Genomic DNA, 26,722 nt, shown 5'->3' with positions numbered 1-26,722 from the left:
CCGGCTACTGACCCGCCTGGCCTTCGGGTTCAAACACGCCGACGCCCTGATCTCCCTCGCACTCCTCGCGCTCGGCGGCTACCGCCCCGAACTACCTGACCGCACCCACACATAGATCAACAGAGCCCCATTTACGGGGTGGAGCTCCCCGCCGAGGAGCCCCGTTTCCTGACCGACACTCTGGATGACCCGTACGCCATGCCGTTCGATTACGGACAGGTGTACAACGAGTTGAAGAAGTCACGTAAGCGCGCGAACCAGGTCAAGATCGACGCCCCGGTGATGGTCGTCATCGGCAACCCACCCTGGCGGGAACGAGCACGTGGCGCGGCCAAGTGGCTGGAGGAGCGACGGGATCCCCGACGGCCCGTGGACGTGAGCAAACGTCCCTCGCTGGACGAATTCCGGACTCCCGGCCTGGGGAAGTTCGCCTTCAACCTCAACAACATGTGGACCTACTTCTGGCGGTGGTCCGCATGGAAGGCATTCGAGTCCAACGACCCGGTGGGGGTGGTCGCCCTCATCACGCCGAGCGCTTACCTCACTTCCAGGTCCTACGCGGGTATGCGTCAGTACCTGAGAAAGACCGCTGACGAAGGCTGGATCATCGATCTGTCGCCGGAAGAACACCGGCCGGACATCAGGACCCGGATCTTCCCGGAGACTCAGCACAAGATCTGCATCGGCATCTTCATGCGCACCGGGAACCCCGATCCGAAGACCCCCGCCAGGATTCATTACATCGCGCTGGCCGGTACTCAGCGACAGAAGTTCGACGCGCTGAGCACGTTGTCGACGCAAGCCCCGGGCTGGGAGGACTGCCCGGCAGACTGGCAGGCCGCATTCCGGCCCGGCGACTCCGACTGGGAAACCTTTCCGGCGCTCGGAGACCTGTTCCCCTGGCAGCAACCTGGCGTCAACTCCAACCGCAACTGGGTGTGGGCGCCAGACGCCGAGACCCTGCAAAGAAGGTGGGCGCGGCTGGTACGAGCCTCTCCCGCCGAGAAGCGCCCCCTATTCAAGGAGACACGAGATCGAAGGGTCGATCAGACGTACCCCGCGATGCCCGGTCGGCCGGCTCTCTCGTCACCGCTGATCGACGACGAGCGGATCACCACGGAGACAGTGCCCGTGGCTTTTCGCAGCTTCGACCGCCAGCAACTGATCTACGATCGTCGGGTCGTCGACTTCCCGCGGAACGAGTTGTGGCAAAGTTTCGGCCCCAAGCAGATTTATATGTGCGAGCAGCACGCTCACGCCGTATCGGGCGGGCCCGCCGTGGTGTTCACCTCCCTGGTTCCGAACGTCCATTGCTTCGATGGCCGCGGTGGCCGGGTACTTCCCCTCTTCCGCGACGCCGAAGGCTGCGTGGCGAACCTTCCGCCGAAACTGACCAGAGTGCTCGCCAGGTTCCTCGGGCACCGGATCAAGGCGGAAGATGTTCTCGCCTATGTTGCCGGCGTGGTGGCACATCCGGGGTTCACACAGCGTTTCCAGCGACAACTGAAGACTCCGGGAATTCGCGTGCCGCTCACCCTGGATCCGGAGTTGTGGCGGGAAGGAGTCGAACTGGGCCGGCGGATCCTGTGGTTGCACACGTATGGCGAGCGCATGATCAACCCCGCGCAGAAACGTCCGAGAAGCCTCGGTCGCGTCAGACGAGCCGGATACATCGAGCCGGTGCCCTCCGGGGACGACCAGCTTCCGACGTCGGTGAGGTATGAGGAGGAGACACAAACACTCGTCCTGGGGGAGGACACGCTCTTCGAGCGAGCCGGACGAGTTCACCCCGTCCGCAAGGAGGTGTGGGAGTACCACGTCGGTAATCTCCAGATCGTCCGCAAATGGTTCAGCTACCGGCATCCGGATCCGCGCCGGCGAAGGCGCACCTCGCCGCTGGACGACATCAACCCCAGCCGCTGGACTGCGGAATTCGACGACGACCTGCTCGACTTGCTCGAGGTCCTGGAGGGCTGTGTCGAGCTCGAACCTGCTCAGCGCGACCTTCTGGAGCGAATCCTGGCCGGGCCGCTCATCACCGCGGACGATCTCGAACGGGAGGAGGTGCTCCCGGCACCTCCTCCCTACCAGCGACCGCCGAATGAGCGACAATCGGAACCGCTCATCCAGTACGACGCTCAGTAGAAGAACACGTCCTCCGTCAGGCCGGCGTGCAGCGTGCGGTACGAGCCGGTGTAGAAGAGCAGCGGGGCGCCGTCCCGGTAGGTCAGGTGTTCCACCTCGCCCAGGAACAGCGTGTGGTCACCCGCCGGGTGGCGGTCGACGATCCGGCAGCCGATGGCCGCCAGGCCGCCCGGGATGAAGTCGAACCCACCCTGGGTGTCGAAACCGACGTCGACGCAGGGGCGGCCGCCGAAGTGGCGGGACACGTCCTCCTGGTCGGCCGACAGCACCGTCACCGCGTACCGGTCGCCCTCGGACAGGTGCCGCGCCATCGTGCACGCGCCCAGCGACACCAGGATCAGCGGCGGCTCCAGCGACACCGACAGGAAACCGTTCGCCGTCATGCCGTGGACCCGGCCCTCGGCGGTGCGGGTGGTGATCACCGTGACTCCGGTGGCGAACCGGCCCATCGCCGTGCGGAACCGGCGCGGGTCGGTCGCCACGCCCGCCGTCACGGGCCTTCGACGGGCGCGTAGTGCAGGATCCGCGCGCCGCCCGTCGCGTAGTTCGGCACGTCCGCGGCGACGGCCCGGCCCTGCTCCGACGACATCGCCGCGGCCATCGCGTCGGCCGAGTCGAACTCGCCCTCCCAGATCGCGAAGTACGGGCTCTCCCCGTCCATCGCGGCCACGTCGAAGCCGTACCGCATCGCCCGCAGGCCCGGCAGCTTCGCCGCCAGCGGCAGGTGCGTGCTCACGTAGTACTGCTTGAAGTGCTCCGGATCGGCCGGCGGCGGGTACAACACAGTCAGGCGGTACATGGGCAATTCCCTTCCTCAGGCCTTCGCCCGGCGGGCCAGGAACTCGCCGGTGCGCTCGGCGGTGGCGAGGATCCGCCACTGCCGGTCGGGGTAGTCGAAGTTGTTGGTGAACTCGTCGGCGATCGCCTTGTCCGCGTACATCGCGCCGAACAGCCGCAGCAGGTGCTCCGGCGGCGGGCCGATCATCAGGTTCGTCCAGTTCGCCGCGCCCAGCACGACGTCGGCCCGGCGCGCCGCCACGTCCTGGCAGAACAGCTCGTCGAACCCGTAGTCGGCCAGGATCGCCTGCCCGGTGACCCACGCCGAGTGCGACGCCGAGTTCGCGCCCTGCCCGACGACCGGGTCGACCACGGTGTGCACGTCGCCGATCGCGAGCGCGAACTTGCCGTTGGGCAGCTTCGCGTAGTCCTGCCGCACGGTCGGCGTCAGCGCGCCCTGCAGGATGTCCAGCGGCCCGGTGAGCGCGAAGCGAGCCGGGTCGACGCGCTCGAACGTCCGCGGGTGGTGCTTGGCGAGCTTGTCCAGCACGAGCCGCTCGTACGCCTTCGGGTCCGCCTCGTAGGACTGGCGGCCGAGGATCTCCAGGTCACCGCCCGGCACGTTCTCGAACAGCAGCGCGGTGGTGAACCCGTCCCGGCCGTACATCGGGATTTCCAGCAGCTCGCCGTGCCCGGGCGAGACGCTGATCGTGACGCCCTTCGGCTCGGAGTAGGTGATGCCGTGGTAGAGGCCGACGGACAGGATCCGCTGCGGCCCGTCGTACGGGCTCAGCTCGGGGCGGCGCGGGAACAACGCGGCGAACGCGCCCCGGCCGGCGGCGACGACGAGCAGGTCGTGCCGGTCGGCGATCGGTTCGATGTCCTCGGCCTGCAGCGTGCGGATCTCCAGCCGCCCGCCGCGTTCCTCGAACGTCTCGGTCAGCTTGGGCAGGTAGAGGCGGTAGTCGATGGCGCTGGACCACTCGTCGAAGTCGCCGCGCCAGGACATCGGCTCGGGGCCGCCGACGTAGTGGTGGTGGCAGGAGTAGCCGTACTCCGCCACCGGCCAGAAGTCGATGCCCAGCTCCCGCTCGCGCTTCAGCGTCGGCGCGTGGTGGGCGACGCTGTTCAGCAGGCGGCCGTTCGCCAGCTGGGCCGCGGTCTTGTCGGTGTAGACGGTGACCGGGACGTCGTGCCGGCGCAGCAGCAAACCCAGCTGCAGGCCGGCGATCCCGGCGCCGATGATGCCGATGTTCGGCATGGGCGCTCCTTTCGGTGGTGGCGGCGAAGGCACTGTCCACATCGGCCGGACGCGTGGGTCCGGCCGGGTCGATGGCACCATCCTGCCCGCCGCGGCCGCGCCGGTCTTTCCCTCAGGCGAACGCTTCTTGACGATCCGCGAACCGTCAGGACAGGGCCCGGGCGCGGAACTCCCGCGGGCTCAGGCCGTACGCGGCCTTGAAGGAGCGGCTGAAGTGCGCCGCGTCCGGCAGGCCCCACGCGGCGCCCACGGCGCTGACCGGGCGGGTCAGCCCGGGCCGGGACAGCTCGCGGCGGCACTGCTCCAGCCGCCGGTTCCGGATCCAGCCCGCCACGCCCGTGCCCTGCTCCGCGAACAGCTTCTGCAGGTACCGCGTCGAGATGTGCAGCGCGGCGGCCACCGAGTCCGGGCACAGGCCCGGATCGGACAGATGCGCGTCGATGTAGGACTGGGCCCGCAGCACCAGGGAATCGGGGGTGGCGCCGGTCTGTTCGGACAGCAGCGCGGACAGCAGGTCGAGCACCGCGTCGGCCAGCGGCATCGGTGAGGTGGCGCTGCCCAGCAGGCCCACCAGGCGGCGGAACAGCGGTGCCAGCAGCGAACCGGGTTCGTCGTCGCCGCGGATGGGCTGTCCCAGGATCTGCCGCGCTCCCGCGGCGGTCAGGCGCAGCCGCTCCCGGGGGAACATGAACACCGCCATGGCGGTCGGCTCGGCGAAGGCCAGCGTGTAGGGCCGGTCGGTGTCGTACAGCGCGAAGTCGCCGGGCCCGAGCAGCGCCTCGCGCCCGTCCTGCACGAGCAGGCAGCTGCCCCGCACCTGCAGGCCCAGCTTGTAGTAGCCACGCTCGCTCGCGCCGATCATCGCCTTGGTCCGGCGCACGCGGTGCGGGCCGGCGTCCACCCGGGACACCAGCGTCGAGCCGAGGCGGTCGATCCGCACCTCGCCGCGGAACGACGGCTCCGGCGCGGCTGCCTCCAGCGGCACGAACGCGTCGGAGATGACGTGCCGCCAGTAGTCGACGCTCTCGCCGCCGGGCACCGCACGCGTGCTCAGGATCTTCGTCGCTGTGTGGACCACGTTGTCCTCCGCTCTCCCGGTCAGCTTCCGTCGAGGAACGCCCGCACCCGGCGCCGGGTGGCGAGCACGCGCCACTGCCGGTCCGGGTGGTCGAAGTTGTCGGTGAACTCGTCCGCGCGGCGCGGATCGCCGGCCAGCCCCTGCCACAGCTCGCCGAGCCACGGCGGCGGGTCCAGCACCAGGTTCGTCCACGCCGACGCCCCGAGCAGCACCTCCTCGCGCGCCCGCGCGACGCGGCGGCAGAACACCTCGTCGTAGACGGTGTCGGCGGCGATCTCCGCGGCTGCCACGGCCGCGCTGTAGGAGGCGATGTTCGCGCCCTGCCCCATCACCGGATCGACCACCACGTGCGCGTCGCCCAGCGCGAGGGCGAACTTGTCGTCCCCCAGCGGCAGGAAGTCCTCCCGCACCGCGGGCGTGACCGCGCCCTGCAGCAGATCGCGCGGATCGGTGAGGGCGAAGTCGTCGAGCACACGCTCGGCGGTCGCCGGGTGGTGCTCGCGCAGCTTCTCCAGGACGGTCTTGCGGAACAGCGCGGGATCCTGCGCCGGGGACAGCTCGTTCAGCACCGCGAGGTCGCCGCCGGGCACGTTCTCGAACAGCAGCGCCGTGACGCGTCCATGCCGCGACAGCAACGGGATCTCCAGCAGCTCGCCCTGCCCGGGCGCGACCCCGATGGTGACCGCGGCCGGTTCGGCCGGTGCGATGCCGGTGTACAGGCCCGCGCACACCAGCCGCCGGGGCGCGTCGTGCGGGCTGTGCCCCGGACGGCGCGGGAACAGGCCGCTCAGCGCGCCCCGCCCGGTCGCGACGACGAGCAGGTCGTGCCGCGCGGCCAGCTCACCGAGGTCGCGCGGGCCGACCGCGCGCACTTCGACGCGCCCGCCGCGGCCGGCGAGGTCCTCGGCCAGCCGCGGCAGGTAGAGGCGGTGGTCGACGGCGCACGACGGGTGGGTGAACCGGCCGGTGAAGCGGACTCCCCCGATCCAGTGGTGGTGAGCCGCGTAGCCGAACTCCGCCGCCGGCCAGTGGTGCACCCCCAGCGCCCGCTCGCGCTCCAGCAGCGGGTGGTGGTGCGCGACCGTGTTGAGCAGCGGCCCGGCGGCCAGGTCGTCGAACGGCCGCTCGGCGTACAGCGTGACCGGGATGCCGGCGGCACGCAGCGCGAGGCCGAGGTGCAGCCCGGCTATCCCCGCTCCGACGATGCCGACCGTGGTCACGACGCTGTCCTTACTCTATTATCGAGCAGCGAGTTCTATTTCTGAGAGAACAGTACGAGGAGCGCATGGCGGAAGGCAAGGTCGTCGGCGGCGCGGGCCTGCAAACACTCGAACGGGGTCTGGCCGTGCTGGAGGCCGTCGCCGCGCACGCGCCATGCACGACCGCCACGATCGCCGAGGTCACCGGCCTGCACCGGTCGATCGCCTACCGCGTGCTGTGCACCCTGGAGGCGCACGGCTACCTGCAGCGCGACGCGGCCGGACGCTACGAGGTGGGCCTGGCCGTGCTCACCGTCGCCTCCGCCGTGCGCTCCGACCTGCAGTCGCTCGCGCAGTCCGTGCTCGCGCCGGTCGCCGAGGCGGCCGGGACGGTCGCGTTCCTCGCGGTTCCGCACGGCGAGGAGGCGCTCACGCTGGTGACCGTCGAACCACCGGCCGCCGCCGGACCGGTGTCCTACCGGCCCGGGGTGCGCCACCCGCTCACCCGCGGCGCGCCCGGGCTGGCCATCCTCGCCGCGCTGCCGCCGCGGCCGAACGAGCGGCCGGAGGTCACGCTGGCCCGCGACCTGGGCCACGTGCGCACCACCGGCGAGGTACTGCCCGGCATCGCCTCGCTCGCGGTGCCCGTCTCCCTGCGGGCCGGGCGGGTGGCCAGCGCCTGCGTGCTGTTCGTCCCCGGCCGCCTGGACGAGGACGCGGCGCTGACCGGCCTGCACGCCGCGGCCGGGCAGCTCACCGGCCGCTGACCAGCGCGGTCGCCGGAACCGAGAAGTGCAGGTAGGCTGTGGCCACGGTTGAGCAGGTAGCCGGCAGACGTACCCGACATGCGCTCACCGCTGCAGTGTGGAGGCCCTGCTGATGGCACCTCCGGAAACCCGCCCCGCACCGGTCACGCAGCGGGGCATCCCCGCCCCGCGGTCCACACCGGCCGCCGACGCCGGCGCGTTCACGGTCGACGTCGCCCAGCCCGCGCGGCACACCCTGCTCGTCACCGTCGGCGGCGACGTCGACCTGGGCACCGCGCCCGAGCTGTCCCGGGTGATCGGCCACCGCTTCCGCGGACCGGTGACCCTGCTCGTGCTCGACCTGTCCGAGGTCACCTTCCTCGGCACCGCCGGGCTGACCGTGCTCGTGGAAACCCAGCAGGCCGCCGCCCGCCGCGGCGCCGCCCTGCGGATCACCGGCACCGGCGCCCGCCCGGTCGAACGCGCGCTGCGCGCGGCGGGGATGCTGCACAGCCTGCCGGCCGCAGACGAGCCCGCCGAGGACATCGTGCTGCGGCACGTCACGGAGCAGCACGTCGGGCGCGCACCCTGGTGACGGCTTCACCGGCCTGACGCTCGCGCGCCGCTCGGTCCGGTGCTGGCGGACCGGGCGCCGGGCACTGCCTGGATGAGTGAGTCTGAGCTTGATCAGTGGTCGTAGGCGATCAGGGATCGGGTGCTGGGTTAACCGGTGGCGGGGTCGTGCCGGATCGCGGCGGTGGGGGCGAGCGGTCGTTGTGCGACACGGGCGGCGAGTAGTTCGAGATCGAGTTGGCCGTTGAGGGTGTCGTTGACCGATTCGATCAGTTGCCGGACCGGCTTGAGCAGGTGCGGGGTTCGGTTGCGGTAGGACGGTTGCAGCAGCCGGGCCGGGGTGCAGATCAGGCGCAGGCCCAGAAGAAGCGGGAGTGGCGGCGGTAGCCGTAACCGGCCCTGCCGGGCAGGTAAGGGAACGCGTCGGGCAGGTGGCGGGACACACACCGCAACCATCGGGCCTCCGAGCGCACAACCCAGCAGCACCCGCGCGACCGCCGGCGCCAGCAGTTCAGCATCCGGCAGCCGGGGTGGCCTGCCGACACGAGCGGGCTTACCGAGGTGGTCACCGATCTCGACCTACAGTGCGGCCAGAAGGATGTTCGGGCCGGTCGTCACACACTGATCTTGACCACCCTCCCCCCATCCCCGCACACTGCCCAGACTCGGACTCGCTCATCTAGAGGACCAGGTCCGCCGGCCCGCCGACCTCCTTCGCGGTCGTCGCCGATTCCCGCTGGGCCAGCGGGTCGGCGTCGGTGAGGATGCCGAACGACAGACCGGTCAGGCTCTCGATGCGCCGGACCGGCACCTGGAACGTGCGGTAGGCGCCGTAGGAGAACTCCGCTGGCGCCGCCTCCAGCCCCTCCAGCAGCTGCTCCTGGCTGAGCAGGTAGCCGGTGGCCGACAGGCTGCCGTCCTGCCGGACCATCGCCACCACCTTGAAGTACTGCCGCGGCAGCCGCACGCCCCGGTACTGGTCGTCGTCGGCGGCCAGGACCGGGCCGGTGACGACGCTGACCCGCAGGTCCCGGTTGTCGGCGTTCTCCAGGACGTAGTCCTCCAGCCCCGCCCACGTGCTCCGGTTCTGGTTGAAGTCCTCGTGCTGGGGCGTGCAGTTGGTGAAGTGGAACGTGTCGTCGTTGGCCGCCTTCGCCGCCTCACGCGACGGGCCCCACGCCGGGTCGAGCCTGCGGACGAGGTGACCGCGGTCGAGCGGGTTGTCCTCGTAGACCCGCTCGCCGGTCTGCTCCTCCTCCGCCACCCGCGGGTCGAGCGACCACTTGTCCTTCTCCCGGCGCAGCCGCACGCTCGTGGTGCCGTCGATGTTGACGGCCGTGAAGAACGCGAGCCGGCGCTGCTTGTTCAGCACCACGCTGAAGTGGTGGTAGGGCAGCACGTACCTGGGCTCGCTCGTGGCCTGCCGGTTCACCGCCGCCAGCGGCACGAGGTCCGGCGACAACGCGGGCAGCGGAATCCGGTGCCCGGCCAGGAAATCCGGGTCGTAGCCGCCCCGGTTGGCGTAGTCCGGGTCGATGCGGATCGCCTCGGTGACCGGGGCGACGACCACCGGGGACGGCTCGCCGAACACCCCGGCCAGCAGCGCCTGCTGCTCGGGCGGGAAGGCACGGGCGCGCAGGGCGGCCAGCAGGCGGCTGACGCGGACACCCTCGTTGACCACGCCGCCCAGCTCGCCGTGCCGCGGCGCGCGGACGCTCGCGTGGTGCAGCGCCACGACCTCCCACTGGTCGTTGAAGACCGGCGAGCCCGACGAACCGGGCTCGGTGTCGGTCTCGTAGTGCAGGAAACGCTCCAGCACGTCGACGATCCGGTTCTCCCGCAACGCGATCTGCTTCCGCTCCCCGTTCGGGTGCTGCACGATCGTCACGTAATCGCCGATGATCGCCTTGCCCTCGGCCTCGACGAGCCGGTTGAAGCCGAACGGCGCCAGCGCCGCGACGGCGGCCCGGACCGCGACGAGCGCGAAGTCGAGGCCCTGGTCGGCGGCGAAGAACCGCCGTGGATCGAGGGCGAACAGCTTCACCGGCAGCGGCAGGCCGTCCGGGCCGTCCTGGTAGTCGAACTCCACGACGCTGCACGCGGCGGTCGCGGCGTCGCCGAGCACGTGGTGGTTGGTCAGCAACAGCTCCGGCGACACCAGCGACCCGGTGCCGTAGCCGCGCAGCCGGCCGCGGTCGTCGCGGATGGAGATGCGGCCGACCGCCTTCGCCGCGCGCACCCCGCCCTCCAGGTAGCCGACGCCGAGCAGGTCGTCGGTGCGGATGATCCGCTCCAGCACGGTGCCCGCGTCGCGCAGCGCGTCCTCCTCGCCGCGCGCGATCGCCCCGGGGTTGACCGGGCGGACGTCCGGGCGGGACCGGCTCAGCCGGTCGATGCGGGTGGCGACCCGGCCCGGCTCGTCGGCTCGCGCGAGCCCGAACGGCTCGGCCAGGATGGCGATCTTGCGCTGCCGATCGTCCTCGCGCTCGTGCACACGCTTCTCGACCGCGTCGCGGTCCGGATAGGACGCCATGTCAGCGGTCCGTCGGAATCGCGACTTCGCCGTCCTCGCCGATGAGCCGGTCGAGGACCGCGTCCGGCATCCACACCCGGTGCGGGTAGTTCTCGCCCCACGAGTTGAGGATCGGCACGGCGTTCAGCTCGTCGGCGCGCGGGTTGGCCAGCACCTGGTGCACCTCGGCGGCCGAGGTGGCCCAGCGGAACGCGAGGATGCCGTCCGACACGTCCGGCTCGTAGCCGGCGCGTTCACCCGAGTCGTCGTCACCGAACACCGGGTCCCAGTCGACGTGGCCGGCCGAGACGAGCACCTCGGCGGCGGCGCGGACGGAGGTGCCGTCGTCGTCGCCGGGGTTGGTCTGCGGCCACTCGTCGCGTTCCTTCGCGCGGTCCCACAGCCAGCGCGCGGCGTAGAGGCCCTTGTTCAGCAGGGTCATGCAGCGCGACCAGCCGAAACCGACGCACGCGCCCTCGCGGCCCTGGTCGTAGAAGCGGTACCAGTCGTCGGTGTCCGGCTCGCCGCCCGGCTCCAGGCAGACGCAGTGCCCGCCCCGGATCGGGCCGAGATCGCCCCGGTGGCCGATGAAGATCTCCCCGGACCGCTCGTCGCGCTCCGGCTCGTCGAACGCCGCGTACCAGTTCACCCCGATCACCACGGGCACGGCGCTGGGACGGTCCACCTCCGGCAGCGCCGAAATCGGGTAGGTCTCCAGGTGGCGCCAGTCGTCCGGGATGTAGCGGCCGAGCCGCCCGTCCAGGGGATCGCTGCCGATGGGGCGATAACGCATGATCACTCCCGCGGGTGAGTCCGGAGGGCCTCGCCCTGGAGTCGCAGCCGGGGCGCAGAAGTTACTTGATCCGTGTTTCGTTGCCGCTGCTACGCTTCCGCGCGTGCAGGAGGACGGGCCGGTCGTCGACATCTACACCGACGGGGCGTGCAGCGGGAACCCCGGGCCCGGCGGGTGGGGCGCCGTGCTGCGCTACGGCCGGCACGAGAAGGAACTCTACGGCGGCGAGCCCGGCACCACGACCAACAACCGCATGGAACTGATGGCGCCGATCCGCGCACTGGAAGCCCTGACGCGGCCCTCGGTGGTGCGGGTGTACACGGACTCCAGTTACGTCCGCAACGGCGTCACGCAGTGGATGCCCCGCTGGAAGACGAACGGCTGGCAGACCGCGAGCCGCGAACCCGTGAAGAACGCCGACCTGTGGCAACGCCTCGACGCGGCGATCGGCGCGCACGAGGTGCAATGGCACTGGGTGAAGGGCCACGCGGGGCACCCGGAGAACGAGCGAGCGGACCGGCTGGCGGTCAAGGGCGCGAAGGAAGCCGCACGGCGCGGGTGAGGGTAGGGGCCGGGCCGGAGGCGGGAGGGGGGAGGCGGGAGGCCGCCGCAGGCCGCAGGCCGCCGCAGGCCGCAGGCCGCCGCAGGCCGCAGGCCGCCGCAGGCCGCAGGCCGCCGCAGGCCGCAGGCCGCCGCAGGCCGCAGGCCGCCGCAGGCCGCAGGCCGCCGCAGGCCGCAGGCCGCCGCAGGCCGCAGGCCGCCGCAGGCCGCAGGCCGCCGCAGGCCGCAGGCCGCCGCAGGCCGCAGGCCGCCGCAGGCCGCAGGCCGCCGCAGGCCGCAGGCCGCCGCAGGCCGCAGGCCGCCGCAGGCCGCAGGCCGCCGCAGGCCGCAGGCCGCCGGAGGGCCGGAGGTGGAGGCCGCACGCCGGGGGTGGAGGCCACAGGCGCAGGCCGCCGGAGGGTCGGAGAAGGCCGCAGAGGGTGGAGGCGGTCAGCGCCGGCCGGGCCAGAGGCCTACGGCGCCGCGAAGCCGATGGGCCGAGGGCGGCCGGAGGCGCGCCAAGGGTGCGCAGAGGCGAGGGGCGGCCAAGGAGGCTGACCGGATGCGGCCCGAGGCCGCAAGCGGAGCGGGCCAGCTCGCGGCCGAGGCGAAACCCCGGCAGGCGCGCTCTCACCTCAGGAGGAGGCCGAGGCCGAGACCCGGCAGGCCAGGCCGAAGGCCGAAGCGAAACCTCGCAGGCCAGCGCCCTCCTCGGCAGGAGGCCGAGACGACACCCGGCAGGCCAGGCCAGGCCGTGCCCGAGGCGAAAGCCCGGCAGGCTTGCGCCCTCCTCGGCAGGAGACCAAGGCCGGGCGAGCCCTGGCCGACCGCGCCTGGCCGGAGGCCGGGCGAGCCCTGACCGGCCGCGCCTGGCCGAGTGCCTCAGGCTGAGGCTGCCCGGAAGCGGTCCGCCAGCCGGAGGGCCGACATGCCCAGCTCGGCGGGGAAGGCGGGCGCGGGTGGGCTCGTCAGGCGCTTCAGCTCCGGCTCGGTGTAGCGGACGCACTGGCGGTGCCACTCGAGGATGCCGGACATCCAGTCCTTCAGCTCGTCTGCGTGCCGGATGAGCGCGTCGCGGGCTGGGGGGTCCAGTTCGGCGTCCTCGAAGAGCTGGGGCAGGTCCGTGGCCAGGATGTGCTCGAACTGCCGCATCCGCGCCGTCATCAGGTCGTTCACCACGTCCCGCACGGCGAGCCGGTCCAGGCCCAGGAAGTGTTCCACCACCAGCACCATGTTGTGCAGCTCGCCCTCGAACTCGATCTCCTTCTGGTAGGAGAACAGGTCGTTCACGAAGCACGCGTAGTCCTGCGCCGCGGTCTCCAGCTCGCGCAACGTCCGCGTGCCGAACAGCTCCGGCGGCACCGCCGTGAGATGGGTGATCCGGGACAGGCTCATGGTCATGTCCGACCCGAACGTCCGCCGCCGCATCTCGACGTAGTCGATCGGGTCCGGGATGCGGTTCTGCGCCTGGTTCGCCAGCTCCCACACCCAGCTCGCGGTCATGTCCTCCACGGCCTTCCGGAACACCCGCCGCGCGTCGACGCCCAGCGGGGTCGCCGTGCGGCGCCACAGGTCCTGCAGACCGCGCTCCAGCGGAGTCAACGGCTCCGGCGTCTCCCCCGCGTCCAGCGGCATGAACAGCGACAACCGGTCGTTGGACGCTTTCGCCGCGGGCACGTTGCGGCCCGCCCCGAACACCGCCGGGAAGTAGTCGTCGCCGTAGGTGCCCCACGCCAGCCACGCCGTGGACAGGTGCAGCTGCTCCGGATCGGCGTCGGCGTGGATCATCGACGCGCAGTGCGCCAGGTCGATCCCGCGCAACCGCTCCTCGTCCCACACTCCCCCGGCCTCCACGCCCGGCACCGAGTCGTAGAAACCCATCTCCCGGCACCAGTGCACGTTGTGCTCCCGCGCCTCCTCCAGGTGCGGGCTCATCCGGAAGGCGTAGGGCATGTAGATCTCGGGCAGCGGCAGGTGCCCGACCTTGGTGAACGGCACGTGGTCGCGTTGCCGCGTCCGGGTGCGCAGGACCGGCCCGGGCGTGAGCCGGCTGGGGCCGCCGCCGGCCGCGCCCTCGTTCATGTACCGGCTGGACCGCGCGTGCCACTCGTGCCCGCCGGACTGCCAGTCCTGCAAACCCTTCACGTAGGCGCCGACGGCGATCTGCTCGTGCGGCAGTGCGGCGTGTTCGGCGAGCAGGGCGGGCACGTCGACCAGGGCCGTGTCCTCGAACTGCTGCAGCCGCGAGGTCAGCAGCTCGTTCACCAATTCGGCGGCCTCCTGGGTGGAGCAGCCGAGGAACCGTTCGAGCACCAGCACGGCGTTGGAGTTCTCGCCCTCCTCCTGCACCTCGCGCTGGTAGGAGAACAGGTCGTTGCGCAGGTGCACGGCGTCGGCGAACGTGTCGGACAGGACCTCGATCGGCCGCGTCCCCGCCAGCCGGTCCGGCACCTCGGCCCGCACGGCGTACTCGACCAGGTTCGCCGACCACGGCGCCCCGCCGACCCGCCGCCGCATCTGGATGTACTCGATGGGGTTGGCGACGCGGCCCAGGTCGATGTTCGCCAGCTCCCACATCGACTCGACCATCAGGTTGCGGGTGCTCAGCGTGAACCGGCGCCGCCACCCCTCCGACATCGCCGGGATCGTGCGCTCCCACAGGTCCTTCAGCCCGGCCTCGGCGGGGTTCTCCGGCTCCGGCGGCTCCTGGCCGGGCGCGGTCATGAACAGCTCGAGCCGGTCCAGGTACTCCTTCGCGCCCACCATGTCGCGCGAGTACTTGAACTGCTCGAGGAAGTGGTCGTCGAAGAAGAACACCCAGACGTACCAGTCGGTGATCAGATCGAGTGCCGGCCCCGCACAGTCCGGATGCGTGTAGGCGCACATGAGGGCGTAGTCCATCTCGGCCAGCGCGGACTCCGTCCACACCACACCCCCGCCGGGTTTGGGCGCGTCGAGCATGCCCATGCGGCGCGCCCAGTCCATGCTGTGCGCGCGGGTGCCCTCCAGGTTCGGGTTGAGCCTGGCCGGATAGGGGACGTAGAACTCGGGCAGAGTGAAGGCCTGCATGCCTTCGACAGTGTCATTCCCGGGCCGGCGGCGGCAACAGCCAGGTGAGCGATCCCAGGCCCTGTTCGGATGACGCGGGCAGAACACCCTCAGTTGCCTTGATGTCCTCTTCGGACAGTCTCAGTTTCATTAGTGACGACCAGGGGATTGTCCGAAGATTCCGGGAGACTTCGAAATCCGGGAGGCGGCGGGACTGGGCCGTTCGAGCGATTTCACGCGAAACGAGAACACCAATGGAGTGATGTGACAAATATTTCCAGCCGTGGAACCCGACTACTGGTGGACCGATTCGCAGGGGAAGCGCAGACCGGGCTACAAGAAGAAGGGCGGCGCGGCTATCGCGGCGGTGGCGCTGGGCGCCGCCGTGGCGGGCGGCGCGGGCCTGACGACCGGCGGCGGTACCGCGGGCGGCACCGCGACCTCGGCGCACGGCAAGCCGGCCGGCAAGGACGCCGCCCGCAAGGGACAGCGCGATCAGGCCTGGACCCGCCTGGGCCTGCGCCAGCTGAAACAGGTCGCCCGCGCCGAACTGACCTGCGGCGCACACTCCTACGGTCAGGTGCGGCAGTTCTTCCGGAAGCACCCGTGCCGCAAGCTGGACCGGCTCCTCCTCGCGATCGGCGACGCGCACGGCAACACCGTCGTGGTGTCGATCGCGTGGGTGCGGATGCCCAGCGCGGGCACCGCGGCCGACCTCAAGGAGCCGGCCGACACCGACGGCACGGGCAACGTCGAGCCCCTCGCGGCCGGCGCGCTCGGCCTCGCCGGCGTGGAGTTCACCGGGCAGTACTACGGCTCGCGGCGCAGCGGCTCGCTCGTCGTCATCGCCGAGGCCGCGCCCGGCGGCGGACACCCGGACCCCGCGACGATGGACGACGCGGCCGAGGTCGCCGCCGAGTTCCCGCCTCCCTAGCGGCGCTCGAGGATGCCGCGGATGAACGCGGCCTGGCCGGCGTGCTGCAGGTCGTCGGACAGGATGCTCACCAGCCGGACCCCGAGGGTCACCGGCGGGTCCCACGCCTCGTCGACCACCTGGTCCAGCTGCGACTCGCGCAGGCCGCCCAGCCACGAGACCGTCGAGTCGTGCACGGCGTCGTGGTAGCCGGCGAGCAGTTTGGCCTCCGCGCGCACGGCGGCCACGTCCTTCGAGCGGTGGCCGTAGCCCGTCGCCCCCGGTCCGAACGGCAGGCCGAACCGCTCGTGCCAGCCCTCCTCGGTCCACACCTGCGGCGTGCCGGCCAGGTCCGCGATGTGGTCGTCCTGCACGCGCGTGAGATGCCAGACCAGCCACGCGATCGAGTTGGCGCCCTCGTCGAGACGCTGCGCGAGCTGGTCCTCGGTCAGCCCGTCGACGGCCTCGTGCACGACCTCCTGGACGCGGTCGAACCCGTCGATCACCAAGTCCGCAACAGTCATGCCCCCACGCTAACCGCGATCGACGAGTCCCGCCGCGACGAGCTGGACCGTCACGAGCACCGCGATCGCCTCGGCCGCCAGCAACCCGATCAGGACCAGCACCTGCGTCACCCCGGCCTGCACCGGGCTGGCCCCGCCGAGCAGCACACCGACGTAGGCGCCGGGCAGGGTCACCAGGCCGACCGTGCGGGTCTGGTCGAGCGCGGGGATGAGCGCCTGGCCGGCGGTGGGGCGGCAGATCTCCAGCGCGGCGGCGCGCGGCAGGAAGCCGAGGGCGAGGGCGGCTTCGTACTCGCCGTGCCGGGTGGACAGCTCGTCGAGGGCGCGGCGAGCGGCCTGGGAGGTCGCGCTCATCGTGCCGCCGATGACGATCCCGGCGATCGGCACGACCGCGATCGGCTCCAGGGGCACCACGCCGGACCCGAGCACGAGCGCGAGCACCGGCAGGACACCACCGGCCAGGGCGACGGCGATCCACGGCAGGCGGCCCAGCGGTAGCCCGACGCGCCGGGCCGAGGTGACCGCGGCGACGGTGAACATGAGCAGCACGAACAGGCCGGTCCACCACCCCGACCGGAGCACGGCGGTGATCAGCAGCGACACCGCGGCCAGCTGGGCGACGGCGCGGCCGGCCGCGGTCACGACCGCCCACCCGGGCCCGAGCCGCCCGAGCCACACGGCGAGCGCGCCGGCCGCGACGAGCACGGCGAGGACGACGGCCAGCATCGGGCCGGCCTGCAGGGTCGCTCCGCTCACGAGGTTGATCGTGCCGCACGGCGGGCAGTGGCCGCCGGATGAGGGACGGGATCGGAATCGCGGCGCACGTGCGGGGGTGGCTTCCGGGCGGGCGCTGGGTCACGGCGACGCGGGCCGGGACTGCAGCACTCCGGGCCAGCTAGCGTCTCGGCGGCTCCGGGGAGGGGGCGGCTCGCGCTGGGGCCTGGTGGCGCTGAGTCACCGCAGAGCCGGCGCGGCGCGGGCCGGAGTGCGGCCACAGCCCTGCTGCCCATGGATGAGCGAGAGCGCCAAGCCACCCTGATCCAAGGCGCTGTGAGTGCCCCGGTGGCCCCGACTGCGCCAGGGCCCGGCTCGCGCTGGGCCTTGGCGGCGCTGGGGCACCGCAGGGCAGGTGCGGCGCGGGCCGGAATGCGGCGCAGCCCCACCGCCCATGGATGAGCGAGATCACGCGTCCGGAACGGTCGAAGGCTCACCGGCCCCGACAACAGCGCGGGCCGGCTCGCCCCAGGCCCCAGCGGGACTGAGCCACCGCAGGGCAGGCACGGCGCCCGCGGCCGCAATGCGACCGCAGCCCAACCGCCTACGGACGAGGGAGAGCACCAAACGGCACGGAACGGTCGAATGCTCGGCAGCCCCGAGAGCAGCGCGGGCGCCGCTCGCCCCGGCCCCGGCGGTGCCGCCGCCACCCCCGGCGGGACGACGGCGGATCAGGTGAAGTCAGGGCGGCGACGTCAGGGCAGCGACTTCGAGCAGCGCACCATGCCCTGCGGCGTGGACACGGATCGCTCGCTGACGACGACGCCGTCCACGATGATCCGGCACGTCAGGGTGCCGCCGCCGGCGTTCTGCGCCGTCAGGCTGACGTACTGCTCCGCCCCCTGCGCCCCGGTCCGCTGCAGCGACACCGACCACGGCGTGTCCGTCTCCAGGACCTGCGCGATGCCCGACCCCTGCGCCACGTACGTCACGTTCAGCGCGCCCGCGCCACCGGCCAGCTCGTACGTCACGGCGTAGGACACCTGCGGCACCGGCGCGACCGGCGCCACCACCGGCGCACTGGCCCCGCTCAGCGAACCCACCGACGGGTCGGCGGACCGGTGCCCGGCGACGAGCAGCGAGGTGAGGCCAACCGTCAGGACCACTCCGAGCGCGGCGAGCACCGCCATCGAACTGGCCAGCGGCCGCCGCGGTCCCGGGCCGGGGCCCGCGGTGGGAACAACACCCATGGCGTCGTCTTCTCTCGGCTCACCGCGCTTCCACCGAGCGCGTCAACCATTCCTCGCAAGCCGAGCGTCAATCGTTACCTTCCGGGAACCTGACCATCCGCTTTTCACCCGCTTGGGGTAGCGCGAACCGCTGACCTGCGGCTTCTACTCGCTCGTATCGTCCACACCGCCGGTTTCAACCGCCACGATCCCGGGCTGCTCGGCCAGTGTGGCGAGCAGGTCGTCGACGCGCCGCGGCCCGAGCAGGCGCATCCGCAGGTCGATCACCCGGCCGGTGTCGCGGCGGGCGGACAGCGCCTGCTCCACCGAATAGCCCGCGCGAGTCGCCAGCTCGAGGATCCGTCGCAGGACCCCCTCGCCGTCGCGGTAGGCCAGCCGCACCGTCGTCGTCGCCGGGCTCCGCCGCGTCAGCAGCCGCACCAGCGGCGGGTAGCCGTAGACCACCACGAAGTGCGCCGCCGTGACGACCAGCGCGAGCAGCGGCAGCCCGGCCGCGCAGGCGCATCCGACCGCGACGCTCATCCACACCACCGCGGCGGTGGTCAGGCCGCGCACCACGTCGCGGCGCACGAAGATCAGCCCGCCGCCGATGAACCCGATCCCGGACACGATCTGCGCCGCCACCCGCGACGGGTCCAGCACGATCCGCCCCGGCGCGAGCACGTCGGTGAACCCGTACTTGCTCACCAGGAGGAACAGCGCCGCCCCCACCCCGACCAGGGTGTGCGTGCGCAGCCCGGCGCTCTTCTGCTTCAGTTCGCGTTCCAGGCCGATCAGCGAGCACAGCACCAGCGCGAGCACGAGTTCGCCGACCTGCTGCCAGCCCTGGCCCGAGGGTTCGGACAACACCCGGCCAGGCTAGTGCCCGCTCTCCCGCTGACGCTCGGCCAGAAAGTGCGTTATGTCCTTTGTGGAGGGATAGAGTTCGCGGTAGCGCGGGTAGAACCGGTCATAGACGTCCACCGCGGCAGGATCCGGGCGCACCGTGCTCGCCACCGGGTTCCAGCGCGCGATGTCCGGTTCCGCGCCGATCGCGACGGCCGCCAGGAACGCGTCGCCGAACGCCGCGCCGATCGTCTCGGCGGGCACCTGCTGGTCGGCGCCGGTCACGTCGCTGACGATCTGCGTCCACAGCCCGCCCTGCGTGCCGCCGCCGACCGCGACCAGGCGCCGCGCCACACCGCCCGAGTCGCGCATCGCCTCCAGGTTGTGCCGCACCCCGTAGGCGATGCCCTCCAGCGCCGCCCGGTAGATCTCGCCGATGCCGTGCGAGGTGGTCAGCCCGGCCAGCACCCCGCGCGCGTCCGGGTCGAACAGCGGCGTGCGTTCCCCCGCGAAGTACGGCAGCATCAGCAGTCCGCGGCTGCCCGGCGGCACCTTCGCGGCCTCGTCGACGAGCGTGGCGAAGTCGCCGCCGACGAGACGGCGCAGCCAGTCGGTGATCGCGCCGGAGGTGGCCATCCCGGCGGCGAGCGAGTACGTGCCGGGGAACGCTCCGCACGTGGTCCACAGGCCGGTGTGCGGGCGCGGGTCGGCGAGCACCTGGATCAGGAACATCGTGGTGCCGTACATGACCATGGTGTCGCCGGGCTCGCTCACGCCGACGCTGGCGGCCTCGGCCCACGCGTCGACCGTGCCCGCGGTGACCGGAAGCCCCTGCGGCAGGCCGGTTTCCGCCGCCGCGGCCGCGCTCACGGTGCCGGCCACCTCGGTCGGCCACACCAGCCGCGGCATCTCGACCCCGGGCGCGCACAGGGCCGCCCAGTCCGCGGCCCAGTCCCCGGCGCGCAGGTCGTACATCGGGTCGCACTGGCTGGCCGAGTGGTGGTCCAGGACGTACTCGCCGGTCAGCCGGTGCACCAGGTAGGAACTGCACATCAGGAACAGCCGGGTCCGCCGGAACACCTCCGGCTCGTGCCGCGCGAGCCAGCGCCACTTCGGGCCGACCGCCTGCGACGACAACGCCGTCCCGGCGCGTTCCACAATGGACTCCGCGCCGAGTTCCGCGGTCAGCTCCTCGATCTCCCGCGAGGCGCGGGTGTCCACGCCGTACAGGATGGCCGGCCGCAGCGGCGCTCCGCCGGAGTCGGCGGGCAGCAGCACCGGGCCGATACCGCTCACCGCCAGCGCGGCGAGCTTCCGGTCGCCCGCGGCGGCGACCAGCTCACGGGTCAGCGCGAGGAAGTCCTGCCACCACACCGTTTCCGCGTCGTGCTCGACCCAGCCGGGGTGCGGGTGGGAGGTCTCGTGCGCCCGGGACGCGCGGGCGACGATCTCCCCGTCGCGGGTGACCAGGACGCCCTTCGAGCTGGACGTCCCGATGTCGATGCCGAGCAGCAGGTCAGCCACGGGACCACTCGTGCACTTCGACGCCGAGCAGGCCGGCCGCGGCGCGCAGCTCGGCGCGGTGGTCGCCGGGGATCGCGTGGATGTGGTTGGCCCCGAACTCGGACAGGAACGTCTCGGCGGGCGCGTCCAGCCGGGCCCAGGCGTGCGGCCACTCGGGGGTGGACTGGCGCATCAGCGCGTCGTTGGTCTCGTCGTCGTAGTTCTCGAACTCGCCCAGCATCAGCTGCAGACGGTACTCCCCCGCCCGCCGGGTGAGCCGCCCCAGTGTCATCTGCCCGGGCGCGGCGATGTGCTGCACGGACGCCCCGCCTGCCGGGAAGAAGAAGACCTCCGGGTAGAAGTGGACCTTGCGCAGGTTCTCCGCCGGGTCGTCGCTGCGCGCGGCGTACCAGGTGGCGTGCTGGCCGGAATTGCACAGGTCCCAGATGTCGCGATCGGCGTGGTAGTGGCGCACGTCGGCGAACAGCACCGGGTCGCCGGAGATCTCGTGCATGAGCTGCATGGTCAGCGCGCCGTCCATGTCCGCCTCGGTGGCGGTGACGTGCACCGGCTTGGGGCCGTTCCAATCGTAGGGGTCGTTGAGGAAGGCCTCGGTGACGTCCATCGTGGCGAAGTGCTCGGTCAGCTCGGGCTGGCCCTTGATACCGGAGAAGTCCAGCTTGCGCTCGTCGATGATGTCCCGGATCGCCAGGTACGACCGGATCTGCCGCTCCAGCAGCTCGGGCGTGAGCTTCCGCCCGTCGTAGTGGACGCCGCCCGCGTGCTCCTCGATCCACCGGCGCGCCTTGGCCGCCTCGCCCACGTCGGCCTTCTCCGCGCGCAGCACCAGCTCGTACTGGTCGATCTCCTCGACGTCGACGCCGAACTGGCGCATCCACTGGTCGGTGTTGGCGACCGCGGTGTTCATGCCCATCGGGCGCCCGCCGAAGCGGCCGAAGGTCGACCCGCGCAGCGACGCGACCGCCGCCGCGGCCCGCGCGTGCGCGCCCACCCGCGCGGCCAGGTCCGCGTCGTCCGGCGCGCCCCACAGCCGGGTGTGGGCGCGGCCGATCTGGTCCAGCGCCCCGCCCGCGGCGAGCATGCCGACCAGGCCCGGTTCGGTGGGATCGGTGCTCGCGACCAGGATCAGCGGGCTGCGGGTGGCGTCCGCGGCGAGCATCGTGAAGTGCGGGAAGCTCCACACCGCGTAGTAGAAGATCGTGACGTCCACCCCGGCGGCGGCGACCTCGCGCGCCACCGACGTGGCCAGCGTGTTGGTGGCGACCAGGTCACTGCCCGCGACCACCTCGTGCCCGGCCGAGGCGAGCGACCGCACGAGCGCGTCCTGTTTGGACTGGATGAACCGGGCGTTGCGCGCGTGCACATGGTCACGCCCGTCGGAAATGCTGATCACACCGATGCGGGCCACGCTGCCTCCTAGGGCGGGTAATCGATTACTCAAGACGCTATTCTGGAGCCCGGACGGTGTCAATACCACCACGGGTCCACCGCGTGAGCGGCACGGGAGACGGGAGGTCGCGGTGGCGACCATCAGCGATGTGGCGCGGCGCGCCGGGGTGTCCACGGCCACCGTGTCGCGGGCGCTGAACGGCGTGTCCACAGTGGATCCGGCGCTGGTCGTCCGGGTGCGCGCGGCCGCCGAGGAGCTGGGCTACCAGCCCAACGGGCTCGCCCGGAACCTGCGCCGCCAGGAGACCGCGGTCCTCGCGCTCATCATCTCCGATGTGGAGAACCCGTTCTTCACCGCGATCGCGCGGGGCGTCGAGGACGTGGCGCAGACGGCCGGTTACTCCGTGGTGCTGTGCAACTCCGACGAGAGCGCCGAGAAGGAGCGCCGCTACATCGACGTGGCGCTGCAGGAGCGGGTGGCCGGGGTGGTCATCTCGCCGACCGACGAGTGGGCCGGGGTGGAGATGCTGCTGGGGCGCGGCACGCCGGTGGTCGCGGTGGACCGGCCGCTGCGGGCGGGAACCGGCGACCAGGTGCTGGTCGACAGCCGGGCGGCGGCGCGGGCGGCGACCGAGCACCTGCTGGCGGCGGGTTACCGGCGGATCGGGTGCGTGACCGGGCCGAAGGGGGTGCGCACGGCGGACGACCGGCTGGCCGGGTACCGGGACGCGCTGGGGCGGCGCAGGCGGCGCGAGCGGCGGGCGGAGTACCGGGCGGCCGGCGGCGAGGCGGCGACGCGGGAACTGCTGGCCGCCGCGGAGCCGCCGGACGCGTTGCTGGTCGCCAACAGCGCGATGGCGATCGGCGTGCTGGAGACGCTGCGGGCGGAGGGCCTGCGGCTGGGGCGGGACGTAGGGGTGGTGGCCTTCGACGACGTCCCGTGGGCGACGCTCATCGACCCGCCGCTGACGGTGGTGGCGCAGCCGGCGTACGAGATCGGGGCGGAGGCGGCGAGGCTGCTGCTGGCCCGCATCGCCGACGGCTCGCTCCCCCCGACCGCGACGACGCTGGAGGCGCGGCTCATCGAGCGGGGCAGCAGCCACCGCGGGTGAGGGCGGTTCTTTCCGGGGGAGTCTTGGCAGGGCAACGCGGCGCCGGATCAGCCATCCCGGCGCCGCGAGCCGTAGCCGCCGCCCCACCCCGAGCCGGGCGGCGACCCGCGCTTCAGGAACCGCCGTTCAACTCCGCGTACGTGACGGCCGCGTTCTCCTTCGTCACCAGCTTCGTCGGCAGGGTCTGCGTCTTCGGCACCTGACCGCAGTCCACCAGGATGGTCTTCGCCGCCGCGATCGCCTCCTTGCCGCCCGTCGGGTAGAGGAACGTCGCCGACAGACGGCCCGCCTCGACCGCCTTCAGACCGCCCGATTCGATCGGCAGGCCGTCGATCCCGGTGATCGGCAGGTCGGGCCGCCCGGCGTTCGCCGCGGCGATCCGCGCGCCCTCGCCCATCGGGTCGTTGTGCGAGTAGATCGCCTGGATGTCGGGATTGGCCTTGAGGATCGCGTCGGCCTGCTGCTGACCCTTGTCCCGCAGCCAGTCGCCGTCCTGCGCGGCCACGATCTCGATCCGCGAACCCTGGATGCCCTGCACGAACCCGTCGTGCCGCTCCCGCGCCGGGGTCGACCCGGCCAGCCCGCGCAGCTCGCCGATCTTGCCGCCCCCGGGCAGCAGCACGTTCTTGAAGTACTCGCCGGCCTGCCGTCCGATGTCGACGTTGTCCGCGCCGATGAACGACGTGTAGGCGTCCCCGTCGACCTTGCGGTCCAGCACCAGCACCGGAATCCCCTTGTCGTAGGCGCGTTTCACCGGCGCGGTGAGCGGCGTCGCCTCGTTGGGGCTGATGATGAGCAGGTCGATCTGCTGGGTGAGGAAGTTGTCGACCTGCTCGACCTGCTTGGAGTTGTCCTGCGCGGCGTCGGCGAAGTTGACGGTGAACTGCGGCACCGACGCGGCCGCCGCGCGGATGTCGTCGTCCATCCGCTGCCGGTACGGTTCGGCGACGTTCGCCTGGCTCATCCCGATCGTGTACTGCCCGTCGGCGCCGCACCGCTCCGGCGCGCCCTGCGCACCGGTGCCGCTGCCGGAGTTCTCGTTCGTGGTGCCGCACGCCGCGAGCAGCAGGCACGCGCCCACCGCCGCCAGGCCACGGGACTTCCGCATGATTCTTCCCCTCTCGTCAGGAAACCGATGCCGGGCGCAGCCGTTGCAGCCCCGCGGCGAGCACGATGACCAGGCCGATCACGAGCAGCTGGACGTTGGAGTCCACGTTGTTCAGGCCCAGGATGTTGCGCAGCACGCCCACCAGCAGCGCCCCGCCCACCGTGCCGACCACCGAACCGCGCCCGCCCATCAGGCTGGTGCCGCCGATGACCACGGCGGCGATCGCGTCCAGTTCGTACATCGCGCCGTCGTTGGGGCCGCCGAAGTTGAGCTGCCCGGCGTGCACGATCCCGGCCAGCGCGGCCAGCAGCCCGCACAGGCCGAACACGATGATCTTGACCCGCTTGACCGGCACCCCGGACAGGCGCGCGGCCTTCTCGTTCCCGCCGATGGCGTAGACGTGCCGGGAGAACGCGCTGACCCGCAGCAGCACCACCGCCAGCGCGGCGACCACCAGGAAGATCAGCGCGGGGATCGGCACCAGCCCGTTGAACGTGCGCTCCCCCAGCAGCGAGAACGTCTCGGGCGCCTGGCCCGGCCCGTCGCCGTAGGTGATCGACACGCCCTGCCCGCCGGACCAGATCCGCGCCAGCCCGCGCGCGATCTGCATGCCGGCCAGGGTCACGATGAACGCCTGGATGCCGAACGAGGTGATCGCGAACCCCTGCAGCAGGCCGAACCCGAGCCCGATCGCGAGCACCGTGAGCACCGCGGGCACCAGGCCGAGGTCGTTCTCGGTGAGCAGCACCGCCGAGCCGACGCTGGCCAGGCCGAGCACCGACCCGACGGACAGGTCGATGCCGCCGATGAGGATCACCAGCGTCATCCCGACGGCGAGGATCCCGATCTCCGACATCGAACGCACGACGTTGAACAGGTTGCCCGAGTCCAGGAACACCAGCTCGCCGTTCTTGCTCGGCGAGTACACCACCGCCGCGATGAACACCAGCACCAGGCCGAACAGGCTCTGGAACCGGAACAGCGTCGCCAGCAGGCCGCCGCCGGGGTGGGCCAGGTCCGGCAGCGCCTCCACCTTGGTCATGACGTCCCTTCCGCCACCAGGTCCTCGACGGCCCCCTCGCCCATCGAGAACGCCAGCAGCTCCGCTTCTCCCGCGCTCGCCGTGTCCAGTTCCCGCACGGCACGCCCGTCCCGCAGCACGACCACGCGGTGGCAGACGCCGATCAGCTCGGCCGGTTCCGACGACGCGAGCAGGACCCCCACGCCCCTGCTCGCCGCCTCGCCGAGCAGCCGGTAGATCTCGGCCTTCGCCCCGACGTCCACCCCGCGCGTCGGCTCGTCCAGCAGCAGCGCCGGATCGGTGAGCAGGCCGCGCCCCAGCACGACCTTCTGCTGGTTGCCGCCGGACAGCGACCCCACCGGATCGCGCAGCGAGGAGAGTTTGACGCCGAGGCGGTCGACCATCTCCTTCGCCGCGCCGCGTTCCCGCCGCCGGGGCACCACACCCGCCCGCGCGATCCGGTCCACAATGGACAGCACGGTGTTGGCGAGCACGGAGTGCTCCAGCGCCAGCCCGGCGATGCGCCGGTCCTCCGGCACGAACGCGATCCCCAGCCGCAGGGCGGCGCGCGGGCCGCGCGGGCGGATCTCCTCGCCGCGCAACAGGATCCGCCCGGACCAGCGTCCCCCGACGCCGTAGATGGTCTCGAGCAGCTCCGTGCGGCCGGCGCCGAGCAGCCCGGCCACGGCGACGCGGCCGCCGCGCCCGACGGTCAGGCTGATCCCGGCCGGATCGCGCCGCCCGGGCCGGCGCGACGTCACGACCAGGTCTTCGACGCGCAGCAGCTCCTCCCCCGCCGCCGCGCCGTCACCGGTGCGGAACATCGATTCGACCGGCCTGCCGACCATCGCCTCGGACGCCTGCTGCGCGGTCATCGCCCGCGCGTCGAACTCCGCGACGACTTCGCCGTTGCGCAGCACGGTCGCCCGGTCGGCCACGCGGCCGATCTCGTCCATCCGGTGCGAGATGTAGACGACGCCGGCGCCGCCGCGGCGCAGTTCGGCGATGACGGCGAACAACCGGTCGATTTCCGGTGCGGACAACGCGGACGTCGGCTCGTCCATCACGATGATCCGCGCGTCCAGCGACAACGCCTTGGCGATCGTGACGAGCTGCTGCTCCCCGGTGCGCAGCTGCTCCACCGGGCGGCGCGGGTCGAGGGCGATGCCGATCCGGTCCAGCAGCCGCGCGGTTTCGCGCACCATCCGGCGGCGGTCGATCGTGCCCAGGCGGGTGCGCGGCTCGCGGCCCAGGAACACGTTCTCGGCGACCGGCAGGGCCGGGACGAGGTCGAGTTCCTGGTGGATCATCGCCACCCCGGCGCGCTGCGCGTCGGCGGGCCGGGCGAACTTCACGGGCACGCCGTCGATGCGGATTTCCCCGCGATAGCCGCCGACCTCACCGGAGAGAACCTTCATCAGAGTCGACTTGCCCGCGCCGTTTTCCCCGAGCAACGCGTGCACTTCCCCGGCACGGACAGTGAAATCGACGTCACACACCGCGTGGACCCCGCCGTAGGACTTGCTCACCCCGGCCAGCTCGACCAGGGGCGACCGCGGGTCCGCGTCCATCTGGCCCCCTCGCCACGCTGCGAGAAATCGATTACTTGGCCGAACCTAGAGTGACCTGCGGCACATGTCAAGAGTGGACCGGAATGTGTCCTCTGCGGA

At 72.0% G+C, this 26,722-nt stretch carries 23 protein-coding genes and 1 pseudogene; 6 read left to right on the top strand and 18 right to left on the bottom strand.

Annotated elements, in window-relative coordinates:
- The first annotated feature begins 138 nt into the window (after positions 1-138).
- Positions 139-2,145 carry a type ISP restriction/modification enzyme gene (locus D0D15_RS20680; RefSeq protein ID WP_094006044.1) on the top strand — a complete coding sequence of 669 codons (2,007 nt, stop codon included), beginning with the start codon at positions 139-141 and terminating at the stop codon, positions 2,143-2,145.
- On the opposite strand, the gene D0D15_RS20675 is transcribed toward D0D15_RS20680, so the two are convergent.
- The 5 genes from D0D15_RS20675 to D0D15_RS20655 all read right to left on the bottom strand — a co-directional run bounded on the left by D0D15_RS20675 (position 2,139) and on the right by D0D15_RS20655 (position 6,481).
- Positions 2,139-2,639: a flavin reductase family protein gene (locus D0D15_RS20675; protein ID WP_094006043.1), complete on the bottom strand. Its 501-nt coding sequence runs from the start codon at positions 2,637-2,639 to the stop codon at positions 2,139-2,141. The two genes, D0D15_RS20680 and D0D15_RS20675, sit on opposite strands and share 7 nt — an antisense overlap.
- Positions 2,636-2,944 carry an EthD family reductase gene (locus tag D0D15_RS20670; protein WP_094006042.1) on the bottom strand — a complete coding sequence of 103 codons (309 nt, stop codon included), beginning with the start codon at positions 2,942-2,944 and terminating at the stop codon, positions 2,636-2,638. Before D0D15_RS20670 ends, D0D15_RS20675 begins: the two co-directional genes overlap by 4 nt.
- Positions 2,945-2,959: 15 nt before the next feature.
- The gene (locus D0D15_RS20665; RefSeq protein WP_094006041.1) at positions 2,960-4,183 is read right to left on the bottom strand and encodes a styrene monooxygenase/indole monooxygenase family protein; all 1,224 of its coding nucleotides are present in this window, start codon (positions 4,181-4,183) and stop codon (positions 2,960-2,962) included.
- Positions 4,184-4,328: 145 nt separating this feature from the next.
- The gene (locus D0D15_RS20660) at positions 4,329-5,261 is read right to left on the bottom strand and encodes an AraC-like ligand-binding domain-containing protein (RefSeq protein ID WP_094006040.1); all 933 of its coding nucleotides are present in this window, start codon (positions 5,259-5,261) and stop codon (positions 4,329-4,331) included.
- Positions 5,262-5,281: 20 nt separating this feature from the next.
- Positions 5,282-6,481: a styrene monooxygenase/indole monooxygenase family protein gene (locus D0D15_RS20655; protein WP_094006039.1), complete on the bottom strand. Its 1,200-nt coding sequence runs from the start codon at positions 6,479-6,481 to the stop codon at positions 5,282-5,284.
- A gap of 65 nt (positions 6,482-6,546) precedes the next feature.
- Here D0D15_RS20655 and D0D15_RS20650 point away from each other — a divergent pair, with 65 nt between their 5' ends.
- A complete protein-coding gene (locus D0D15_RS20650) occupies positions 6,547-7,227 on the top strand; it encodes an IclR family transcriptional regulator (protein ID WP_094006038.1) in 681 nt (226 codons plus the stop codon).
- 112 nt (positions 7,228-7,339) lie between these two features.
- Positions 7,340-7,801 carry an STAS domain-containing protein gene (locus D0D15_RS20645; RefSeq protein WP_233157305.1) on the top strand — a complete coding sequence of 154 codons (462 nt, stop codon included), beginning with the start codon at positions 7,340-7,342 and terminating at the stop codon, positions 7,799-7,801.
- Positions 7,802-7,929: 128 nt separating this feature from the next.
- Here D0D15_RS20645 and D0D15_RS37840 read toward each other — a convergent pair.
- The 3 genes and pseudogenes from D0D15_RS37840 to D0D15_RS20630 all read right to left on the bottom strand — a co-directional run bounded on the left by D0D15_RS37840 (position 7,930) and on the right by D0D15_RS20630 (position 11,084).
- A pseudogene (locus D0D15_RS37840) lies at positions 7,930-8,352 on the bottom strand (hypothetical protein).
- A 106-nt stretch (positions 8,353-8,458) separates the two neighbouring features.
- Positions 8,459-10,312, bottom strand: a complete 1,854-nt coding sequence (locus D0D15_RS20635) for a DNA/RNA non-specific endonuclease (RefSeq protein ID WP_094006036.1) — start codon at positions 10,310-10,312, stop codon at positions 8,459-8,461.
- A 1-nt stretch (position 10,313) separates the two neighbouring features.
- A complete protein-coding gene (locus D0D15_RS20630; RefSeq protein ID WP_094006045.1) occupies positions 10,314-11,084 on the bottom strand; it encodes a hypothetical protein in 771 nt (256 codons plus the stop codon).
- A gap of 103 nt (positions 11,085-11,187) precedes the next feature.
- On the opposite strand from D0D15_RS20630, the gene rnhA reads away from it, so the two are divergent.
- On the top strand, positions 11,188-11,646 hold the full coding sequence (gene rnhA / locus D0D15_RS20625) for a ribonuclease HI (protein ID WP_094006035.1): 459 nt from the start codon (positions 11,188-11,190) through the stop codon (positions 11,644-11,646).
- Positions 11,647-12,506: 860 nt separating this feature from the next.
- Here the strand turns inward: rnhA and D0D15_RS20620 are convergent.
- The gene (locus tag D0D15_RS20620) at positions 12,507-14,693 is read right to left on the bottom strand and encodes a terpene synthase family protein (protein ID WP_094006028.1); all 2,187 of its coding nucleotides are present in this window, start codon (positions 14,691-14,693) and stop codon (positions 12,507-12,509) included.
- A 262-nt stretch (positions 14,694-14,955) separates the two neighbouring features.
- Here D0D15_RS20620 and D0D15_RS20615 point away from each other — a divergent pair, with 262 nt between their 5' ends.
- Positions 14,956-15,606, top strand: a complete 651-nt coding sequence (locus D0D15_RS20615; RefSeq protein WP_094006027.1) for a hypothetical protein — start codon at positions 14,956-14,958, stop codon at positions 15,604-15,606.
- Here the strand turns inward: D0D15_RS20615 and D0D15_RS20610 are convergent.
- The 6 genes from D0D15_RS20610 to D0D15_RS20585 all read right to left on the bottom strand — a co-directional run bounded on the left by D0D15_RS20610 (position 15,603) and on the right by D0D15_RS20585 (position 21,830).
- Positions 15,603-16,109, bottom strand: a complete 507-nt coding sequence (locus D0D15_RS20610; protein WP_198958250.1) for a mycothiol transferase — start codon at positions 16,107-16,109, stop codon at positions 15,603-15,605. The two genes, D0D15_RS20615 and D0D15_RS20610, sit on opposite strands and share 4 nt — an antisense overlap.
- A 9-nt stretch (positions 16,110-16,118) precedes the next feature.
- The gene (locus tag D0D15_RS20605; RefSeq protein WP_094006034.1) at positions 16,119-16,835 is read right to left on the bottom strand and encodes an ABC transporter permease; all 717 of its coding nucleotides are present in this window, start codon (positions 16,833-16,835) and stop codon (positions 16,119-16,121) included.
- Positions 16,836-17,578: 743 nt separating this feature from the next.
- Positions 17,579-18,073: an MmpS family transport accessory protein gene (locus D0D15_RS20600; RefSeq protein WP_233157304.1), complete on the bottom strand. Its 495-nt coding sequence runs from the start codon at positions 18,071-18,073 to the stop codon at positions 17,579-17,581.
- A gap of 144 nt (positions 18,074-18,217) precedes the next feature.
- Positions 18,218-18,922, bottom strand: a complete 705-nt coding sequence (locus D0D15_RS20595; protein ID WP_094006024.1) for an MgtC/SapB family protein — start codon at positions 18,920-18,922, stop codon at positions 18,218-18,220.
- Between the two features lie 9 nt (positions 18,923-18,931).
- Positions 18,932-20,422 carry an FGGY-family carbohydrate kinase gene (locus D0D15_RS20590; protein ID WP_094006023.1) on the bottom strand — a complete coding sequence of 497 codons (1,491 nt, stop codon included), beginning with the start codon at positions 20,420-20,422 and terminating at the stop codon, positions 18,932-18,934.
- A complete protein-coding gene (locus D0D15_RS20585) occupies positions 20,415-21,830 on the bottom strand; it encodes an L-fucose/L-arabinose isomerase family protein (protein WP_094006022.1) in 1,416 nt (471 codons plus the stop codon). The genes D0D15_RS20590 and D0D15_RS20585 overlap by 8 nt, the downstream gene beginning before the upstream one ends.
- A gap of 112 nt (positions 21,831-21,942) precedes the next feature.
- Between D0D15_RS20585 and D0D15_RS20580 the strand changes: the two genes are divergently transcribed.
- Positions 21,943-22,923 carry a LacI family DNA-binding transcriptional regulator gene (locus D0D15_RS20580; protein ID WP_094006021.1) on the top strand — a complete coding sequence of 327 codons (981 nt, stop codon included), beginning with the start codon at positions 21,943-21,945 and terminating at the stop codon, positions 22,921-22,923.
- A gap of 112 nt (positions 22,924-23,035) precedes the next feature.
- Here the strand turns inward: D0D15_RS20580 and D0D15_RS20575 are convergent, their stop codons facing one another.
- Genes D0D15_RS20575 through D0D15_RS20565 form a run of 3 tightly spaced genes read right to left on the bottom strand, consistent with a single transcriptional unit; the run spans position 23,036 to position 26,623 of the window.
- Positions 23,036-24,031, bottom strand: coding sequence for a substrate-binding domain-containing protein (locus tag D0D15_RS20575; protein WP_094006020.1), 996 nt, complete (start codon positions 24,029-24,031; stop codon positions 23,036-23,038).
- Positions 24,032-24,047: 16 nt separating this feature from the next.
- Positions 24,048-25,073 carry an ABC transporter permease gene (locus D0D15_RS20570; RefSeq protein ID WP_115944671.1) on the bottom strand — a complete coding sequence of 342 codons (1,026 nt, stop codon included), beginning with the start codon at positions 25,071-25,073 and terminating at the stop codon, positions 24,048-24,050.
- Positions 25,070-26,623: a sugar ABC transporter ATP-binding protein gene (locus D0D15_RS20565; protein WP_115944670.1), complete on the bottom strand. Its 1,554-nt coding sequence runs from the start codon at positions 26,621-26,623 to the stop codon at positions 25,070-25,072. The genes D0D15_RS20570 and D0D15_RS20565 overlap by 4 nt, the downstream gene beginning before the upstream one ends.
- Positions 26,624-26,722 lie beyond the last annotated feature (99 nt).

Source organism: Amycolatopsis thermalba (genome assembly GCF_003385215.1).
Taxonomy (GTDB): Bacteria; Actinomycetota; Actinomycetes; order Mycobacteriales; family Pseudonocardiaceae; genus Amycolatopsis_E; species Amycolatopsis_E thermalba.
The sequence above is the reverse complement of the archived record's forward strand: the minus strand, read 5'-3'. Positions and strand labels throughout refer to the sequence as shown.

Coding starts and splice junctions, on each gene's coding strand:
- D0D15_RS20665 (WP_094006041.1), bottom strand. CDS start 4,183: ATGCCGAACATCGGCATCATCGGCGCCGGGATCGCCGGCCTGCAGCTG.
- D0D15_RS20575 (WP_094006020.1), bottom strand. CDS start 24,031: ATGCGGAAGTCCCGTGGCCTGGCGGCGGTGGGCGCGTGCCTGCTGCTC.
- D0D15_RS20605 (WP_094006034.1), bottom strand. CDS start 16,835: ATGCTGGCCGTCGTCCTCGCCGTGCTCGTCGCGGCCGGCGCGCTCGCC.
- D0D15_RS20630 (WP_094006045.1), bottom strand. CDS start 11,084: ATGCGTTATCGCCCCATCGGCAGCGATCCCCTGGACGGGCGGCTCGGC.
- D0D15_RS20610 (WP_198958250.1), bottom strand. CDS start 16,109: ATGACTGTTGCGGACTTGGTGATCGACGGGTTCGACCGCGTCCAGGAG.
- D0D15_RS20600 (WP_233157304.1), bottom strand. CDS start 18,073: ATGGGTGTTGTTCCCACCGCGGGCCCCGGCCCGGGACCGCGGCGGCCG.
- D0D15_RS20650 (WP_094006038.1), top strand. CDS start 6,547: ATGGCGGAAGGCAAGGTCGTCGGCGGCGCGGGCCTGCAAACACTCGAA.
- D0D15_RS20645 (WP_233157305.1), top strand. CDS start 7,340: ATGGCACCTCCGGAAACCCGCCCCGCACCGGTCACGCAGCGGGGCATC.
- D0D15_RS20620 (WP_094006028.1), bottom strand. CDS start 14,693: ATGCAGGCCTTCACTCTGCCCGAGTTCTACGTCCCCTATCCGGCCAGG.
- D0D15_RS20635 (WP_094006036.1), bottom strand. CDS start 10,312: ATGGCGTCCTATCCGGACCGCGACGCGGTCGAGAAGCGTGTGCACGAG.
- D0D15_RS20670 (WP_094006042.1), bottom strand. CDS start 2,944: ATGTACCGCCTGACTGTGTTGTACCCGCCGCCGGCCGATCCGGAGCAC.
- D0D15_RS20565 (WP_115944670.1), bottom strand. CDS start 26,623: ATGGACGCGGACCCGCGGTCGCCCCTGGTCGAGCTGGCCGGGGTGAGC.
- D0D15_RS20570 (WP_115944671.1), bottom strand. CDS start 25,073: ATGACCAAGGTGGAGGCGCTGCCGGACCTGGCCCACCCCGGCGGCGGC.